Origin of the sequence: Streptomyces sp. NPDC014991, assembly GCF_043080665.1 — a bacterium.
Taxonomy (GTDB): Bacteria; Actinomycetota; Actinomycetes; order Streptomycetales; family Streptomycetaceae; genus Streptomyces.
In genome coordinates this window covers 148,232-163,809 of sequence record NZ_JBIBVY010000011.1, presented here as the reverse complement: position 1 = coordinate 163,809, position 15,578 = coordinate 148,232, and the positions used below count along the sequence as shown (strand labels likewise).

The following is a 15,578-nucleotide window of genomic DNA, read 5'->3' as shown; positions in this document are numbered from 1 at the left end:
GCTGTGTCGGCTGGGGTGCTCCTCCCTCGTGACGGCGCGGTACACCGGCAGCGGTGACCGCGGGAGCGCCCTCATGCTTCGCGCTCCCGAAAGGCTTCCATGCCCACTCCCGTACCGCTTTCCCCCTCCGCCGTCGTCTCCGCGTTGCGTGCCGCCGGGTGCGTCTTCGCCGAGGACGAGGCGGAGCTGCTCCTCGCCACCGCCCGTACCCCCGAGGAGACGGCCGCCATGGTGGACCGGCGCGCCGCCGGCCTGCCCCTCGAACAGGTCCTCGGCTGGGCCGGGTTCCACGGGCTGCGCATCACCGTGGAACCCGGGGTGTTCGTACCCCGCCGCCGCACCGAGTTCCTGGTCGACCAGGCGCTGGCCGCGGCACCGCACGCGGCGGTCGCCGTGGACCTGTGCTGTGGATCCGGCGCGCTCGGCGCGGCACTCGCCGCCGCTCTGGACGGTGCCGAGGTGCACGCGGCCGACATCGACCCGGTCGCCGTACGCTGTGCCCGCCGCAATCTGGGCGCCCTCGGCGGCCGTGCGTACCAGGGCGATCTGTACGACGCCCTGCCCGCCGGCCTGCGTGGCCGTGTCGACGTGCTGATGGCTAACGTGCCGTACGTACCGACCGCCGACGTGCCCCTGCTGCCGCCCGAGGCCCGCGACCACGAGCCGCCGGCCGCGCTGGACGGCGGCGCGGACGGGCTCGACGTGCTGCGCCGGGTGGCCGCCGGGGCGCCCGGATGGCTGGCGCCCGGTGGCTGTCTGCTGACCGAGACCAGCGAGCGCCAGGCGGCGGACGCCGCCGAGGTGCTCAGCCGGGCGGGCCTGACGACCCGCCTGGCGGTGTCGGAGGAGCTGTACGCGCACGTGGTGATCGGCGTACTTCCCTAGGGCCTCTCTTTCGGATCTTGCCGGGGTCGCGGGGTCCGGCACGCGCATCTGCGGCGTTGTCGTCGGTTGCCGACGCTCCGCGTCGACGCCCTCCTCCGCCTTGCAGCTGCACGCACCGGACCCCGCTCGGGTAGGCCATGCGGCGCCCGCGATCCCGGCCGGCCTGATCCGAAAGAAAGACCCTAGGTGTGTTGTCCGGACGGCAGAACCCGGAGGCCGCGGCCTCCGGCGCCGCACCCGCGCCGGAAGCCGCTAACCCAGTTCCTGTGCGCGGGCGATGAGCAGGGCGACGTCGTCGTGGTTGTCCGGGTGGTGGAGGGTGCGCAGGAGGAGGTCGCACACCTCTTCCAGGGGGCGTCCGGGGTCGTCGAGCAGGGACAGCAGGAAGTCCAGGCGTTCGTCCAGCGAGTGGCGGCGGGTCTCGACCAGTCCGTCGGTGTAGAAGACCAGCTCGTCGCCGGGTTCGAAGTCGACGGTGACCGTGGAGAAGCCGACCCCGCCCACACCCAGGGGCACGCCGGTGGGCAGGTCGAGCAGCTCCGGCGGGTGACCGGGCCGGACCCGGGCCGGCGGCAGATGGCCGGCGTTGGCGATCCGGCATTGCCGCAGATGCGGGTCATGGACGGCGTAGACGCAGGTCGCGATGGAGTGGTCCAGGGCCGACGTGGTCTTGTCCAGGTGCTCCAGCAGCCGGGCCGGGTCGAGGCCGAGCGAGGCCAGGGTGGTGGTCGCGGTGCGCAGCCGGCCCATCGTGGCGGCGGCGCTGATGCCGCTGCCCATCACGTCGCCCACGACGAGCGCGGTCCTGCCCCCGTCCAGTGGGATGACGTCGAACCAGTCGCCGCCGACCTCGCTGGTCGCGCCCGCCGGCTGGTAACGGGAGGCGACCTCCAGGCCGGTGGTGACCGGGGGGTGGCCGGGCAGCAGGCTGCGCTGGAGGGTGAGCGCGGTGTTGCGCGCGTTCTGGTACCAGCGTGCGTTGTCGATCTGCACGGCCGCGCGGGCGGCCAGCTCCCGCGCCAGCAGGACGTCGTCCTCGTCGAACGGCGCCGGGTTCCGGGTGCGCTTGAGGTCGAGTGCCCCCAGCACCTCGCCGCGCGCGATCAACGGCACCGCGAGATACGAGTGCAGGCCCGCCCGGCCCAGCAGCACGGCCGCCTCGGCGGAGCGGGCGATGCGCGGCAGGTCGTCGTCCTTCACCTGCCGGACCAGCACCGCCTCCCCCGTGCGCACGCACTCGGTGACCAGGCGGTCGGAGGCGTAGCGGGCGATCAGGCCGGGCGGGTCGGCGGCCCGTACCGCCTCCGTGTCGTCGTCCGGGCGGACCGCGAGCGCCCGGATCACCGCGGACTCCGACGGGCCCAGGGTGCTGGGCCGCCCCTCCACCACCGCGTCCAGCAGGTCCACGGCGGCCACGTCCGCCAGTTCGGGCACGGCGACGTCGGCCAGCTCGCAGGCGGTGCGCTCCAGTTCGAGCGTCGTGCCGATCCGCGCGGAGGCGTCGGCGATGACCGCGAGCCGGCGCCGGGCCGCCTCCGCCTCCACGGAGGCCCGGTGCTGCTCGGTGATGTCGACCAGCGAGACCGCCACACCGAGCACGTTGCCCATGGTGTCCTCGAGCCGGTACAGAGAGTGGGACCAGGTGTGGTCCGCGTCCGGGTCGGCGGCGGTACGGCCGACGATCGTGTCGTCGACCAGCGGCACGCCCGTCTCCAGCACCTGCCGGGTGGCGGCCTCCAGCGCTTCGGCGTCCACCCGCGGCAGGACCTCGCGCAGGGTCCGCCCCACGTGCTCGGCGGCCGGCAGACCGTTGATCTTCTCCAGCGCCGGGTTGACCGAGACGAACCGCAGCCGGGTGTCGAGGACGCCGTATCCGATCGGTGACTGCTTCACCATCCGCTCGGACAGCGCCACGTCCTGCTCCAGCCGCCGGACGGTCGACTGGTCGGCGGCGAGGCCGAGCGCGTACACGTCCCCGCGGTCGTCCAGCAGCCTCATGTTGCGGAACTCCACCAGACGGGTGCTGCCGTCCTTGTGCCGGACCGGGAAGCCGCCGGCCCAGCTCTGCCCGGTGCGCAGCACGTCGGCGAAGAGGTCGCCGACCAGCTGCATGTGCCGTTCGTGCACCATCAGCCGGGCGGCGTACTGCCCGAGGGCCTCCTGCGCGGTGTATCCGAACAGCTCCTCCGCCTGCGGACTCCACAGGACGATGCGGCCGTCCGTGTCCAGGACCACCGACGCCACGCCCAGCACGTCGAGCAGCCCGCCCGGCCGCAACGGCCCGCGCACGGGCCCGTCGCCCTCGGCCACCGGAGCCTCGGCTGCACTCATGCCACGCACCGCCTTCGCCCGTACGCACGGCACGTCGTCCCCCGTGCCGACTCCCCTTGTTCTACCGCGCTCACACCGAGTCTCCGCCGCCTTCGCCGTCTACCTCCACCATCTCTCAACACGGCGCCGGGTGTCCGCCGGAACCGTCACCGGCGGTGCGCGCGATGCGCGGCCTGCTGCCGGGACCGTACCGCGCGGTCCCGCGGGCCGTGAGAGTTCACGCTCATGTTGCTGCATTGGCCTGTACATGACTATCGCGCCACGCCAGACTGTCCGCCGACCGAGTGCCTCCACCCCCCGTCCAGGAGTCGCCCATGCCCGCGTCCGCCCGGAAACGTCGTCACACAGCCCTCGCCGGCCTCGTCGCGCTCGCCACCGCCGCCGTCGTGTCCCTCGTCGCGCCCTCGCCGGCCGCCGCGGCCGGCACCTGGACCGAGACGGGCTCCGACCGCGCCGACCCGCTGACCGAGAGCCAGGGCCTGACGTCGGTGGAGGTGCCCGCGAACAGCCCCAACCGCTACACCGGCATCGGCACCATCCCTGTCGGCCTGTCCGCCCGGGGCTGGAACCACGTGGGCGACCCCGACGCCACCTACGGCGGCTACTACATCGAGCCCTACCAGCGGGACTCCGGCAACTCGAAGATGTTCCGCGTACAGGCGCCCGGCGGCACCTGGTCGGAGTACGTCCACACGCTCGGTCCCGACGAGGCGCTGAACAACTCCTGGGCGGCCGTCTCGCCCGACGGCCAGTGGATGCTGTCCGGCGAGTGGGGCACGATGACCCGCCTGCTGGTCTTCCCCACCCCGGGCGTCAACCCGTCCACCTCCCCCTCGGCGAACCTCCCGCGGACCGGGACGGTCCGTCTCGACCACGCCGTCCGCGACGTCCAGGGGTGTGACTTCTCAGGACCGACGACCCTGCTGTGCTCCTCCGACGACCCGGACGGCTCGCTCTTCGGCCTCACCAAGCCGCTTCTCCGCATCGACCTGTCGGCCGCCCCGGACGGCACGGCGGACGTCTCCGGCCATGTCACCGCCCTGCGCCAGCTGCCGCTGCGCAGCTCCTGCTCCGGGAACTTCGAGGCGGAGGGCATCGACTACGACCGCCGCAGCGGCGTCCTGCGCGTCATCGTGGTCTCGCCCGGCTTCTGCGTGCTGACGGACAGCAAGACGTACAAGTTCTCCCAGAGCTGAGGTGTGCGCGGGGGCCGGTGATGTTTTCCTGAGGATGGACGCGGTCCGGCGGGATACCCGTTCCACCGCAGCGCGGCTACGAAAGGACAGGCACCCATGACAGACACGGAGCGGTCGCACCCGGAAACCGTCACGGTGGAGCTCAGCGGCTCCGCGGAGGACGCCCGCATCGTCTTCGACGCGCTGAGGTCGTGTTTCGCCTCCGACCGGGGTGCGGAAGAGAAGCCTCAGCAGTTGCACGAGTCCCGCCCGATGGTGTGGCTCGGCACGTACGACGTCGCGGACACCCGTGCGGGCGACTGTCCGGAGGTCCGCCTGGGTTCGGCCGTCCAGGCGGACGTGCAGGGCGGCCCCTGGGCCGTCAGCCGGTTCCGCACCAAGCTCGACTCGATGTTCACCGTGGAGGAGACCTCCGCGGCCTCCGGCGACCAGGAACGGGACCTGCACCTGCGCCTGGAGAGCCGCTGACCTCGCAGGGGCCGTGCCCCGGCCGGCGCGCCGCCGGCCGGGGCGCACTGCGCCGGACATGGCCGAAGGACCCGTCCGGCCTCGGTACTGCCCCGGGACCACGCACGGTGACTCCCGGCGGACGCGTGCTCCGGTAATCCAGTACCCCTGACCTGGCCATGCCGGGCATGATCGCCCGATGAGCGAGTACACACGATCCACACCTTCACGGACGGCCGACGAGCGCACCTCTCTGACCGGCTTCCTCGACTACCAGCGCGAGACCCTGGCCATGAAGTGCTCCGGGCTGACCGCCGGCCAACTCAGGCAGAAGGCCGTTCCCCCCTCCGCCATCTCCCTGCTCGGACTCGTCCGGCACCTGGCGGAAGTCGAGCGATGGTGGTTCCGGAATGTCATCAACGGGGAGCAGACCCCGGGCTACTGGGGACGCAGGCCCGACGTCGCCGAATTCGACGTCGACGAGGCCGACCCGGACGAGGCGTTCGACGTGTGGAACGCGGCCTGCGCGCGATCCCGGGACATCGTGGGAGGCGCCGAGTCCCTCGACGTCGTCGGGCGCCACGGCGACGAGGAGTTCTCGCTCCGCTACGTCCTCACCCACATGATCGAGGAATACGCGCGGCACAACGGCCACGCCGACCTTCTCCGCGAACGCATCGACGGGACCACCGGAGAGTAGCCGCCTCCGCCTGAGCGGAGAGTGGCTGGTGTCACGCCCGACCGGTTGTGCAACTAGTTGCATAAAGCGTCGGGCTTCCTCTACAACAAGAGGTGACGACACCGCGCACGGAGGGCCCCCGATGAGCCGTTACCCGCACCTGATGACCCCGCTCGACCTGGGGTTCACCACCCTGCCCAACCGCGTGCTCATGGGCTCGATGCATGTCGGCCTGGAGGAGGCCGAGCGCGGCTTCGAGCGGATGGCGGCGTTCTACGCGGCCCGCGCGCGCGGGGGAGTGGGGCTCATCGTCACCGGGGGTATCGCACCCAACGAGGAGGGGCGGCCGTACGAGGGCGGAGCCAAACTCACCACCGAGGCGGAGGCCGGACAGCACCGGGTGATCACCGAGGCCGTGCACCGCGAGGGCGGCCGGATAGCCATGCAGATCCTGCACTTCGGCCGGTACGCCTACCACCGGGACCTGGTCGCGCCGAGCCCGCTCCAGGCGCCGATCAGCCCCTTCGCGCCGCGCGAGATGACCGACGCCGACGTCGAGCGGACCATCGGGGACTACGTCCGCGCCGCCCGGCTGGCGCGGCAGGCCGGCTACGACGGCGTGGAGATCATGGGCTCCGAGGGCTACCTGATCAACGAGTTCATCGCCGCGCAGACCAACCGGCGCACCGACCGCTGGGGCGGCTCGTACGAGAACCGGATGCGGTTCCCCGTCGAGATCGTCCGGCAGGTGCGCGAGGCCGTCGGTGAGGACTTCATCGTCATCTACCGGCTGTCCATGCTGGACCTGGTCCCGGGCGGCTCCTCGCTGGAGGAGGTCGTCACCCTCGGCAAGGCCGTCGAGGCCGCCGGGGCGACACTCATCAACACCGGCATCGGCTGGCACGAGGCGCGCATCCCGACCATCGCCACCTCCGTGCCGCGCGGCGCCTACACCTGGGTCACCAAGAAGCTGATGGGCCAGGTGTCGGTGCCGCTGGTCACCACCAACCGCATCAACACCCCGGAGCTCGCCGAGGAACTGCTGGCCGGCGGATACGCCGACATGGTCTCCATGGCCCGCCCGATGCTCGCCGACCCCGACTTCGTCGCCAAGGCCGCCGCCGGGACCCCGGAGGCCATCAACACCTGCATCGGCTGCAACCAGGCCTGTCTCGACCACACGTTCAGCGGGCAGATCACCTCCTGCCTGGTGAATCCGCGCGCCTGCCACGAGACCGAGCTGGTGCTCTCGCCGACTCGGCTGAAGAAGCGCGTCGCCGTCGTCGGCGCCGGCCCCGCCGGACTCGCCTGCGCGGTCGCCGCCGCCGAACGGGGTCACGCCGTCACCCTCTTCGACGCCGCGAGCGAGATCGGCGGACAGCTCAACGTCGCCCGCAAGGTGCCCGGCAAGCAGGAGTTCGACGAGACCCTGCGCTACTTCCGCCACCAGCTCCAGGCCCACGGCGTCGACGTACGCCTCGGCACCTGGGTCACCACCGAGACCGTGGCCGGTTACGACGAGGTCGTCGTCGCCACCGGTGTCACCCCGCGCACCCCGGACCTCCCGGGCGTCGACCACCCCCGCGTCCTCGGCTACCTCGACGTGCTGCGCGACGGCGCCCCCGTCGGGGAGCGCGTCGCCGTCCTCGGCGCCGGCGGCATCGGCTTCGACGTCGCCGAGTACCTCACCGACGGCGGCGACAAGGCGCACGAGGACCCGGAGACGTACTTCCGCCAGTGGGGTGTCGACACCGCCTACCAGGCGCCCGGCGGGCTCGCCGCACCGGAGCGGCCCGCGCCGCCCCGCCAGGTCCACCTCCTCCAGCGCAAGACCACCAAGGTCGGCGCCGGACTCGGCAAGACCACCGGCTGGATCCACCGCACCGAGCTGAAGCACCGGGGCGTCACCATGGTGCCGGGCGTGCGCTACGACCGGATCGACGACGCCGGGCTGCACATCACCGTCGGCGAGGAGAGCACGGTCCTGGAGGTCGACACCGTGGTGCTCTGCACCGGCCAGGACCCGCGCCGCGACCTGTACGACGAGCTGGTGGCCGCCGGGCGCAGCGCGCACCTCATCGGCGGCGCGGACGTCGCGGCCGAACTCGACGCCAAGCGGGCCATCAAACAGGGCACCGAGCTGGCCGCGGCCCTGTAGCCCAGGCTGTGGGGCGCGTGCCCCGCGCGCCCGCCGCCCGTCCCTAGGATGAGCCCATGTCACTCCCGCACGCGATCCTCACCGCCCTGCTGGAAAGACCGTCGTCGGGGCTGGAGCTGACCCGCCGGTTCGACAAGTCGATCGGCTACTTCTGGTCCGCGACGCACCAGCAGATCTACCGCGAGCTGGGAAGACTGGAGGCGCAAGGCCTCATCCGCGCACTGCCGGCCGAGCAGCCGGCCCGCGGGCAGAGGAAGAACTACGAGGTGCTCCCCGCGGGCCGCGCCGAACTGGCCCGCTGGACCGCCGCCGCGCAGGATCCCAAGCCCCAGCGGGACGTGCTCCTGCTGCGGCTGCGCGCGGCGGCCGTGGTCGGCACGGCCGGCCTGGAGCCGGATCTGCGCCGTCATCTGGAGCTGCACCGGCAGCAGCTGGCCGAGTACCAGGAGATCGAACGGCGCGACTTCCCGCCGGACCGGGACGCCCCCCGGGACCGGCTGCGCCACCTGGTCCTGCGGGCGGGCATCGACCTGGAGACCTTCTGGACCCAGTGGCTCACCCGCGCCCTGGCGGAGTTCGCGGAACTCCCCGGAGAGGACCCCGGCCCCGGGGAGCAGGAGAACGGCCGTGGGCGCTGAGGGACGATCCTGCCGTCCGGCGCAGTGAGCCACGAATCCGCCGGATGCCTCCGCCGGTGCCCGGACGGCCGTGGCGGACGGCGAGGACGGCGCGGGGCCCACTCGCTGCCACGTCACCGAGCGCGGGGCCGCGTAGAGGCGGTCGGAGGAGGCTCCGGCCAAAAGGCGGGCTCACGCGTGCCGCAGCGACGGCAGAGGGGACCTGGCGCGGTGCAGGCGGATACGTGGGGCGGTCGGGTGCTCAGAGCCGGTACGGCTTCGAGCGGCGGCGCAGCACCCAGCCCGTGGCGACGACGCCGGCGCCGACCAGCGCCGCGCCGACGCCCAGGGTCAACGGGCCGTAGTCACGGGCGGCACCGCCGAGGCCGCCCATGACACCCCGGGAGGGCGTCGCGGTGGACGTCGCCGAGATCGTCGGCGAGGTGGAGGAGGAGACGATCACCGACTGGCTGCCCGCGGTGCTTCCGCTGGAGCAGACCACCACCACGGTGAACGTCCCCGGGCTCACCCGCGACCAGGCCGCGGACTGACTGACGGACGTGCCCGACAGAGCCACCTGCCTGCCCTGGGCGAAGCTCGCCTGGCGGCTCGAGAGCAGGGCCGCGGTGCCCCAGCTGCCGTTGATCTGGGTGCACGCGCTGGTGACCACCGAGACCGTGGAGCCGGTGGTGCTGACGGAGATGCCCGAGGCGGCGGCGGACGGCCCGGCGAACCCGGCCGGGAGCGCGGCGGCTGCCGCCAGGGTCAGGCCGGAGCGGAGCAGGAGTCGTGAGGTGTGCATGGGCTGGCCTCCGGCGGCACGGTTGGCGGTACGTCCCATGCGCCGCCGGGGTCGGGAAACGTCCGTGCGCCTCAACCGCAGCCAACGCCGCCCCGGGACCGCCCGCACGCCGGAGACACCCGGCCGGGTGACGGCTGCGCCGCCCGGGTGAGGCACGGCCGTCCGGCGGACGGTGGGACGTCGGCCCGGTCCGCCCGTCAGCCGCGCGTGACCACCCTCCGTTCCGCCGAGTAGCCGCCCCAGGTGCCGTCCGGCAGCCGCGCCCGCAGCCGCACCCGGTGCTCCTCGCCGGCCGCCGTGCCCGTGTAGAAGCTGTGGTGCGCCCGGCCGCGCGGCGGCGTGCCGCCCCAGACGAGCGAGGTGGCCGGGGCGCCGTCCAGCTGGATCCGGTACTCGGTGACCACACCGTCCGTGCGTGGTGGATCCCATGCCAGGTCGATGTAGTAGGCGCCGCCCGACCGGTGGGTGGTGGCGGTGAACCCGCTGGGCGCGGTGTCCCGGCCGTCGTCCCTGCCCGGGGTGGCCAGGCGGACCCGGGCGCCGGCGGGGGAGAGGTTGTCGGCGGCGTCCCGGGCCCGCACCGTGAAGACGTAGCGGCTGCCGGGGCGCAGGCCGGTGACCACCGTGGCGGTCTGGCCGCCGCCCACACTGTGGACCTTCACACCGCCCTGGTAGACCTCGTACGACACCACGCCCCGGTCGTCCCGGGACGCACCCCAGGACAGCTGGACCGCGCGGCTGCCGACGGTCCGCCCGGCGGTGTCCCGGGGCCGGGTCGGTGCCGAGCGGTCCGCCGCCACCGCGGCCGGCGTCCGCGCCCGTACCGACCGGCTCGGCGCGCTCAGCCGGCCCGCGGTGTCCCGGGCGCGCACGCTGAACGCGTACACGGTGGACGGACTGAGCCTGGTGACGTCCACCATGTGCTGCGAATCCGGCACGTCCGCCACTTTCGTGGTGCCGCGGTATATCTCGTAGGAGCTGACCCCGGAACCGTCCGGCAGGGCGTTCCACATGACGTGCACGCTCGTGGCGCTGCCCGCCGCGGCGGTGACTCCGCCCGGTGCGCCCGGTGCCCGCCCCTCGTCGGCCTCACCGGTCGGGCCCCAGCCGCAGGACACGGCCAGGAGCAGGGCCCCGCAGGCCGGCACGAGCGGAACGGGAACGCGTCGCACGGCTGTTCCTCCCCGGGGGACGGCGTGAGTGGTCACAGTAAAGGTCCGGACCAATATGGCCCGGCGGGTGCGGACGCGACAAGGGGGCCGCATGGGCGACCGCCTCCGGAGTTACGTGAACCGAGTTCCCTTCGGCCGAATCGTCCTGTCCCAGGCGGAGTTCAGGCCGGTGCTGCGGACACGCTGTCGTCGCCGATCCCCGCGCCGACACGGGTGGCCGGGGAGCCCGGGCGGCTGGGTCCTGCCGTCGAACTCCCGTACGCCCCGCGAGGCCCGCCCTCCGGCGGACGACGGGAGTTCGACGACAGGACCCACGGACCCGGCCCCCTGCCCATGTCCTCCGTGGCGCCCGGACCGCCGGTCCTTGCCGTCCGTTCCGTGCCCACCCTCCGGCGCCCGGCCCATGGGTCCCCCCAAGGGGTGCCCCCGGATGTCCCCTCACGGAGTGTCAGAAGCGTGCTCCATCCGGCCCCTTCGGAGCGGCCCCGACGCCCAAGCGCCCGGACCCGCACCACAGTGGGCGGGATGTTCGTCATGTCCCCGAGGAGAGGGTCCCTCATCGTGCGTGTCCCGTCGCTGACGCTGGCCGCCGCCGGCGCCGCCCTGCTCGCCCCCGCGGCCCTGCCCGCCCCGGCCACCGCCGTCCCGCCCCTGGAGCGGCCGGCGGCCCGCGACGAGGGCCTGGTCACCGCGGCCGGCCTGCTGGCGCGCACCGACAGGTGCACCCCGGTCTCCCGGGGCCGGTACCGCACCGACGCGGACACCGCCGCGACCGTACCCGTCTGCGGTACCCGGAATGCCGTCTTCTGGAAGGCCGACCTGGACATCGACTGCGACGGCCGGCCCACGGCGCGCTGCAACCGCCGCACCGACCCGCTGTTCGCTCCCACCACCGCCTTCCAGCAGTCCGACGGCCGCCATCTGAACGCCGAGCGCCTGCCCTACATCGTGGTCCCCGCGCCGAGCAGACGCTGGAACCAGCGCGCGCACGGTGTCCGGGGCGGCTCCGTGGCCGCCGTCGTCTACCGGGACCGGGTGCGGTACGCGGTCGTCGGCGACACCGGCCCGCGGGACCTCATCGGCGAGGCCTCCTACGCCACCGCCCGCAGCCTCGGCATCCCGTCCGACCCGCGCACCGGCGGCGTACCCTCCGGCGTCACCTACATCGTCTTCCGCCACTCCCGCGCCGCCTCCATCGAGGACCACGCGGCGGTGGTGGCCGAGGGCCGGCGACTGGCCGGCCGCTTCATCGCGGACGACGCGAGGAACTGGGTATGGCGGGCAGCTTCCGGCCGCCCTATCGTCCGGTAGGCGCGCCTTCATGGCGGTGGCGGAAGGCCGGTGACCGGGCCGGTGTTTCGACGCGGGGGCCGTGCGACCGGCTTCCGCCGCGGGCGACGGCGGCCGGCCCCGCGGGCGATCGGCGGTCGTCACACCTTGCGATAGGCGTACGCTTCCGCCGCCGCGGCTTCCACTGCGTCCAGATCTCCCCCCGCGGCGGCGGTGACCACCGCGGCCACCGCGCCCTCGACGAACGGCGCGTCCACCATGCGCGTGCCGTCCGGGAGTTCGTCGCCCTCGGCGAGCAGCGCCTTCACCGTGAGCACCGCGCTGCCCAGGTCGGTGAGCACGGCCACGCCGGCCCCGCGGTCCACCGAGGCCGCCGCGGCGGCGATCAGCTCGGCGCTGGTGCCGAGCCCGCCGCCCTCGGTGCCGCCCGCCGGGGCCACCGGCACCGCCGCCGCCCCGCCCGACAGTCCCCTGGCCAGCTCCGCGACCGACGCGGCCACCTCCGCGCTGTGCGACACGAGTACGATCCCGACCGCCCTCTCCTCACTCACCGTCCGCCTCCGCCGTGTCGGCCAGCGCGGCGATCAGCAGCGCCGACGAGGTCGCCCCCGGATCCTGGTGGCCGATGCTGCGCTCGCCCAGATAGCTGGCCCGGCCCTTGCGCGCCTGCAACGGGGTGGTGGCCTGCGCGCCCTCCTCCGCGGCGGCCCGCGCGGCGGCGAAACCCGCCCCGAGCGCGTCCACGGCCGGCACCAGCGCGTCGATCATGGTCTTGTCGCCCGGTGCCGCCCCGCCGAGCGCCATCACCCCGTCGACGCCCGCGCGCAGCGCCTCGGCCAGCTGCTCCGTGCCGACCTCGGCGGCGTCGCCGAGTGCCTTCCCGGTCCGGCGCAGCAGGGTGCCGTACAACGGTCCGGACGCACCGCCGACGGTGGAGATCAACTGCCGTCCGGCCAGGGTCAGGACGGCTCCCGGCGTCTGCGGGGCCTCCTTCTCCAGGGTGGCCGTGACCGCGGTGAACCCGCGCTGGAGGTTGCTGCCGTGGTCGGCGTCCCCGATGGCCGAGTCGAGGGCGGTGAGCCGCTCCGCCTCGCGGTCGACGGACGCGGCGGTCGCCGTCATCCAACGGCGGAAGAAGTCGGCGTCGAGCACTGGGTCTCCTTGCGTGGTAGGACTGCCGGCCGGTACGGCCGGGACGGTGATCGTCTGCTTCCGCCGGCTCACATGCCCCAGCGCAGCGCCGGAGTCCGCACCGGCGCGTCCCACAGCCGCAGCAGCTCCTCGTCGGCCTGGCACAGGGTCACCGAGGCGCCGGCCATGTCCAGGGAGGTGACGTAGTTGCCGACCAGGGTGCGGGCCACGACGACCCCCCGTTCGCGCAGTACCCGCTGCACCTCGGCGTGGAAGCCGTACAGCTCCAGCAGCGGCGTGGCGCCCATGCCGTTGACCAGCAGCAGGACCGGGTCGCGCGGCGGCATGTCCTCCAGGACGGCGTTGACCGAGAAGTCGGCGATCTCCCCGGAGGTCATCATCGGCCGCCGCTCCCGTCCCGGCTCGCCGTGGATGCCGATGCCCAGCTCCAGTTCGCCGTCCGGCAGATCGAAGGTCGGGCTGCCCTTCGCCGGGGTCGTACAGGCGCTGAGGGCCACGCCGAAGCTGCGGGAGTTCTCGTTGACCTGGCGGCCGACGGACTCCACCCGCTCCAGCGGCTGTCCCTCGGCCGCGGCGGCGCCCGCGATCTTCTCCACGAACAGCGTCGCCCCGGTGCCGCGCCGCCCGGCCGTGTAGAGACTGTCGGTGACCGCCACGTCGTCGTCGACGAGCACCTTGGCGATCTGGATGCCCTCGTCCTCGGCCAGCTCGGCCGCCATGTCGAAGTTCAGCACGTCGCCGGTGTAGTTCTTCACCACGAACAGCACACCCGCCCCGCTGTCCACGGCCGCCGCGGCGCGCGCCATCTGGTCCGGCACCGGCGAGGTGAACACCTCCCCGGGGCAGGCGGCGGACAGCATGCCCGGGCCGACGAACCCGCCGTGCAGCGGCTCGTGTCCCGATCCGCCGCCCGAGACCAGTCCGACCTGTCCGGCCACCGGAGCGTCCCGGCGGACGATCACCCGGTTCTCCACGTCGACGGTCAGGTCGGGATACGCGGCCGCGAAGCCGCGCAGCGCGTCCGCCACGACGGTCTCCGGCACGTTGATCAGCATCCTCATGGGGTCTCCTCGTGAGCTTGGCGCTTAGGCCCAGAACCTGCTGCTTCGCAGGTCACCGGCGTGGAGGGCGATTCTTGATCCTGGCGGTCGGGCGCGGTCGCGGGCGTGTGCCGGGTCCGTAGCCGCCTCGAGGCCGACTGCGGTGACGAGACGTCAGGTCTTGGCGCTCCCTTGATCGTCCAATCATCCGTCCCGTCTACTGGCAGTATCGACCTTGCGGCAGTGAAGGTCACCTGCGGCTGTGTGCTTTCACGTTCCGTAGCGCTTCATGAGCTGCCCGCAACGGCGTGCGGGCGGGCCTCACCCGGCACGTCGAAGGCCTCCCGGGCATGATGCCCGGGAGGCCCGACGGTGCGGGAGCGGTGGTCAGTAGCCGCAGGCGGTCACCCACTTGTGGGAGGAGATGCGGTCGTTCCACTCCCACGGGATGTTGCCCTGGCCCCCGTTCGGGGCGCAGGTGGAGGCGCCGCCGTAGTTGATGTTCTCGTAGACACGCACGTCTCCGTAGGCGCCGCCGTAGCCGTTGTTCCACCAGGCCGAGGCCCGGTCGTTCATGTTGAAGCCGCCGTTCGGGCCGCAGGTGCTCCAGTTGGCGTCGTCGCCGCTCCACCCGCAGGAGTGACCGCCGCGGTTGGTGTCCTCCCACACCCAGTAGGCGCCGTCGGCGGCCAGGCCGGAGGCACTCGCCGCAGCGGTGTTCCCCGTGGCGGCGTGCGCCGTGGTCAGGGCGGCGGGAACGGTCAGCAGCGGCAGGACGAACGTGCCGGCCAGCAGCATGGTGCGGAACTTACGCATGGGACCCTCCAGAGGTCTCCGTCTCACCCGGTTGGTGTGATGACGGTGGTGCGGATGCAGAAGGTGGTGCGAGGCGCCGAGCCATCGGCAGCGCGGCGTTCTGGAACCTCCACCTGGCGACGAGCTCCTCCCGGTACTGCGCGCGGAGTCGATCGCCGTAGGAGCGGTCCAGAGCCCGGGAGACCCGCGCCAGCGGTGTGCCGGTCGCGCAGGTCGCTTCGATGACGGCGAGCGCGGTCCCGGCCGCGTCCGCCTCGGATGCCGGCAGCCTCTCGCGGTAGCGGGCCGCCGCCTGCCGGGACTCGTCGGGTCCGGCGTACGGCCGGCCCGCCGCCCGCATGCACGCGGCCCACTGGCCCACCGCGGCCACGTACCGCCGGTCCCGGCGTACGCGCGTCTCCCGGACGGGACGCAGGTTTATGGTGATGACCTTGACGCGGAACCAGCCCTCCAGATCTCCGTAGAGCGTGCGTTCGGCGTCCGCGATGCAGCCCTCGGTGGAAGCGGTGATCGTCATCCTGGTGGGCGCCCGCACCGAGAGCCCCACGGGCGAGGACCCCATCAGCGCGGTGCGGGCCGCGGCCCGCGCGGCCGGCGGCAACCCGTGGAAGTACCGCTGGTTCGGGTCGGCCCGGCGCGCCTCGGCCCTGAGGCGCTCCTGACGGCCGCCGTAACCGTGGGCGCGGGCCCACGCGACGTCGTCGATCACGTACGGGAAGGACCGCGCACCCTCGCCGGAAGTCCCGGCGACCGCCGTGACCTCGTACCGGAATCCCCGCGCGGCCATGCACCGGCTGATCAGGACCTGCTCCGCCCGTGCCAGCACCCGGGACTCCCGCGGGCCCGGCTCGCGGGACGAACCCGCCGGACCCGGGCCGGGCGCCGGGCCGCCCGTGGCCGCCCCGCATCCGCCCAGCAGCAGGACGGCGGCCAGACCGGCGGCCACGGCGTTGGCCGCGGTCGTTGCGGTGGCACGGTGACGCCTCATCTGCG

Annotated in this window: 15 protein-coding genes; 7 read left to right on the top strand and 8 right to left on the bottom strand. The window is 73.5% G+C overall.

Features of this window, described 5'->3' with window-relative positions; all coding sequences use genetic code 11:
• Positions 1-99: 99 nt before the first annotated feature.
• Positions 100-885: a putative protein N(5)-glutamine methyltransferase gene (locus tag ACF1BE_RS19085; RefSeq protein WP_392200205.1), complete on the top strand. Its 786-nt coding sequence runs from the start codon at positions 100-102 to the stop codon at positions 883-885.
• Positions 886-1,137: 252 nt separating this feature from the next.
• On the opposite strand, the gene ACF1BE_RS19080 is transcribed toward ACF1BE_RS19085, so the two are convergent.
• Entirely contained in the window at positions 1,138-3,216 is a 2,079-nt protein-coding gene (locus tag ACF1BE_RS19080; RefSeq protein WP_392200204.1) for a SpoIIE family protein phosphatase, read from the bottom strand.
• A gap of 314 nt (positions 3,217-3,530) precedes the next feature.
• Here ACF1BE_RS19080 and ACF1BE_RS19075 point away from each other — a divergent pair, with 314 nt between their 5' ends.
• The 5 genes from ACF1BE_RS19075 to ACF1BE_RS19055 all read left to right on the top strand — a co-directional run bounded on the left by ACF1BE_RS19075 (position 3,531) and on the right by ACF1BE_RS19055 (position 8,334).
• The gene (locus tag ACF1BE_RS19075) at positions 3,531-4,412 is read left to right on the top strand and encodes a hypothetical protein (RefSeq protein ID WP_392200203.1); all 882 of its coding nucleotides are present in this window, start codon (positions 3,531-3,533) and stop codon (positions 4,410-4,412) included.
• A 96-nt stretch (positions 4,413-4,508) separates the two neighbouring features.
• Positions 4,509-4,880 carry a hypothetical protein gene (locus ACF1BE_RS19070; RefSeq protein ID WP_392200202.1) on the top strand — a complete coding sequence of 124 codons (372 nt, stop codon included), beginning with the start codon at positions 4,509-4,511 and terminating at the stop codon, positions 4,878-4,880.
• A gap of 178 nt (positions 4,881-5,058) precedes the next feature.
• On the top strand, positions 5,059-5,559 hold the full coding sequence (locus tag ACF1BE_RS19065; RefSeq protein ID WP_392200201.1) for a DinB family protein: 501 nt from the start codon (positions 5,059-5,061) through the stop codon (positions 5,557-5,559).
• A 121-nt stretch (positions 5,560-5,680) separates the two neighbouring features.
• Positions 5,681-7,696 (top strand): FAD-dependent oxidoreductase, encoded by a 2,016-nt coding sequence (locus ACF1BE_RS19060; RefSeq protein WP_392200200.1) that lies wholly within the window; start codon positions 5,681-5,683, stop codon positions 7,694-7,696.
• 56 nt (positions 7,697-7,752) lie between these two features.
• Entirely contained in the window at positions 7,753-8,334 is a 582-nt protein-coding gene (locus ACF1BE_RS19055; RefSeq protein ID WP_392200199.1) for a PadR family transcriptional regulator, read from the top strand.
• 241 nt (positions 8,335-8,575) lie between these two features.
• On the opposite strand, the gene ACF1BE_RS19050 is transcribed toward ACF1BE_RS19055, so the two are convergent.
• Both ACF1BE_RS19050 and ACF1BE_RS19045 read right to left on the bottom strand, forming a co-directional pair.
• Entirely contained in the window at positions 8,576-9,115 is a 540-nt protein-coding gene (locus ACF1BE_RS19050) for a hypothetical protein (protein WP_392200198.1), read from the bottom strand.
• 197 nt (positions 9,116-9,312) lie between these two features.
• Positions 9,313-10,287 carry a fibronectin type III domain-containing protein gene (locus ACF1BE_RS19045; protein WP_392200197.1) on the bottom strand — a complete coding sequence of 325 codons (975 nt, stop codon included), beginning with the start codon at positions 10,285-10,287 and terminating at the stop codon, positions 9,313-9,315.
• Between the two features lie 561 nt (positions 10,288-10,848).
• Here ACF1BE_RS19045 and ACF1BE_RS19040 point away from each other — a divergent pair.
• Positions 10,849-11,598 (top strand): glycoside hydrolase family 75 protein, encoded by a 750-nt coding sequence (locus tag ACF1BE_RS19040; RefSeq protein ID WP_392200196.1) that lies wholly within the window; start codon positions 10,849-10,851, stop codon positions 11,596-11,598.
• Between the two features lie 119 nt (positions 11,599-11,717).
• On the opposite strand, the gene ACF1BE_RS19035 is transcribed toward ACF1BE_RS19040, so the two are convergent.
• The 5 genes from ACF1BE_RS19035 to ACF1BE_RS19015 all read right to left on the bottom strand — a co-directional run bounded on the left by ACF1BE_RS19035 (position 11,718) and on the right by ACF1BE_RS19015 (position 15,573).
• Complete coding sequence (locus tag ACF1BE_RS19035) at positions 11,718-12,128, bottom strand: PTS fructose transporter subunit IIA (protein ID WP_392200195.1); 411 nt, start codon at positions 12,126-12,128, stop codon at positions 11,718-11,720.
• A complete protein-coding gene (gene dhaL, locus ACF1BE_RS19030; RefSeq protein WP_392200194.1) occupies positions 12,121-12,729 on the bottom strand; it encodes a dihydroxyacetone kinase subunit DhaL in 609 nt (202 codons plus the stop codon). Before dhaL ends, ACF1BE_RS19035 begins: the two co-directional genes overlap by 8 nt.
• Before the next feature lie 68 nt (positions 12,730-12,797).
• The gene (dhaK, locus tag ACF1BE_RS19025) at positions 12,798-13,790 is read right to left on the bottom strand and encodes a dihydroxyacetone kinase subunit DhaK (RefSeq protein ID WP_392200193.1); all 993 of its coding nucleotides are present in this window, start codon (positions 13,788-13,790) and stop codon (positions 12,798-12,800) included.
• 366 nt (positions 13,791-14,156) lie between these two features.
• A complete protein-coding gene (locus ACF1BE_RS19020; RefSeq protein ID WP_392200192.1) occupies positions 14,157-14,585 on the bottom strand; it encodes a peptidase inhibitor family I36 protein in 429 nt (142 codons plus the stop codon).
• Entirely contained in the window at positions 14,578-15,573 is a 996-nt protein-coding gene (locus tag ACF1BE_RS19015) for a hypothetical protein (protein WP_392200191.1), read from the bottom strand. Before ACF1BE_RS19015 ends, ACF1BE_RS19020 begins: the two co-directional genes overlap by 8 nt.
• Between the last annotated feature and the right edge of the window lie 5 nt (positions 15,574-15,578).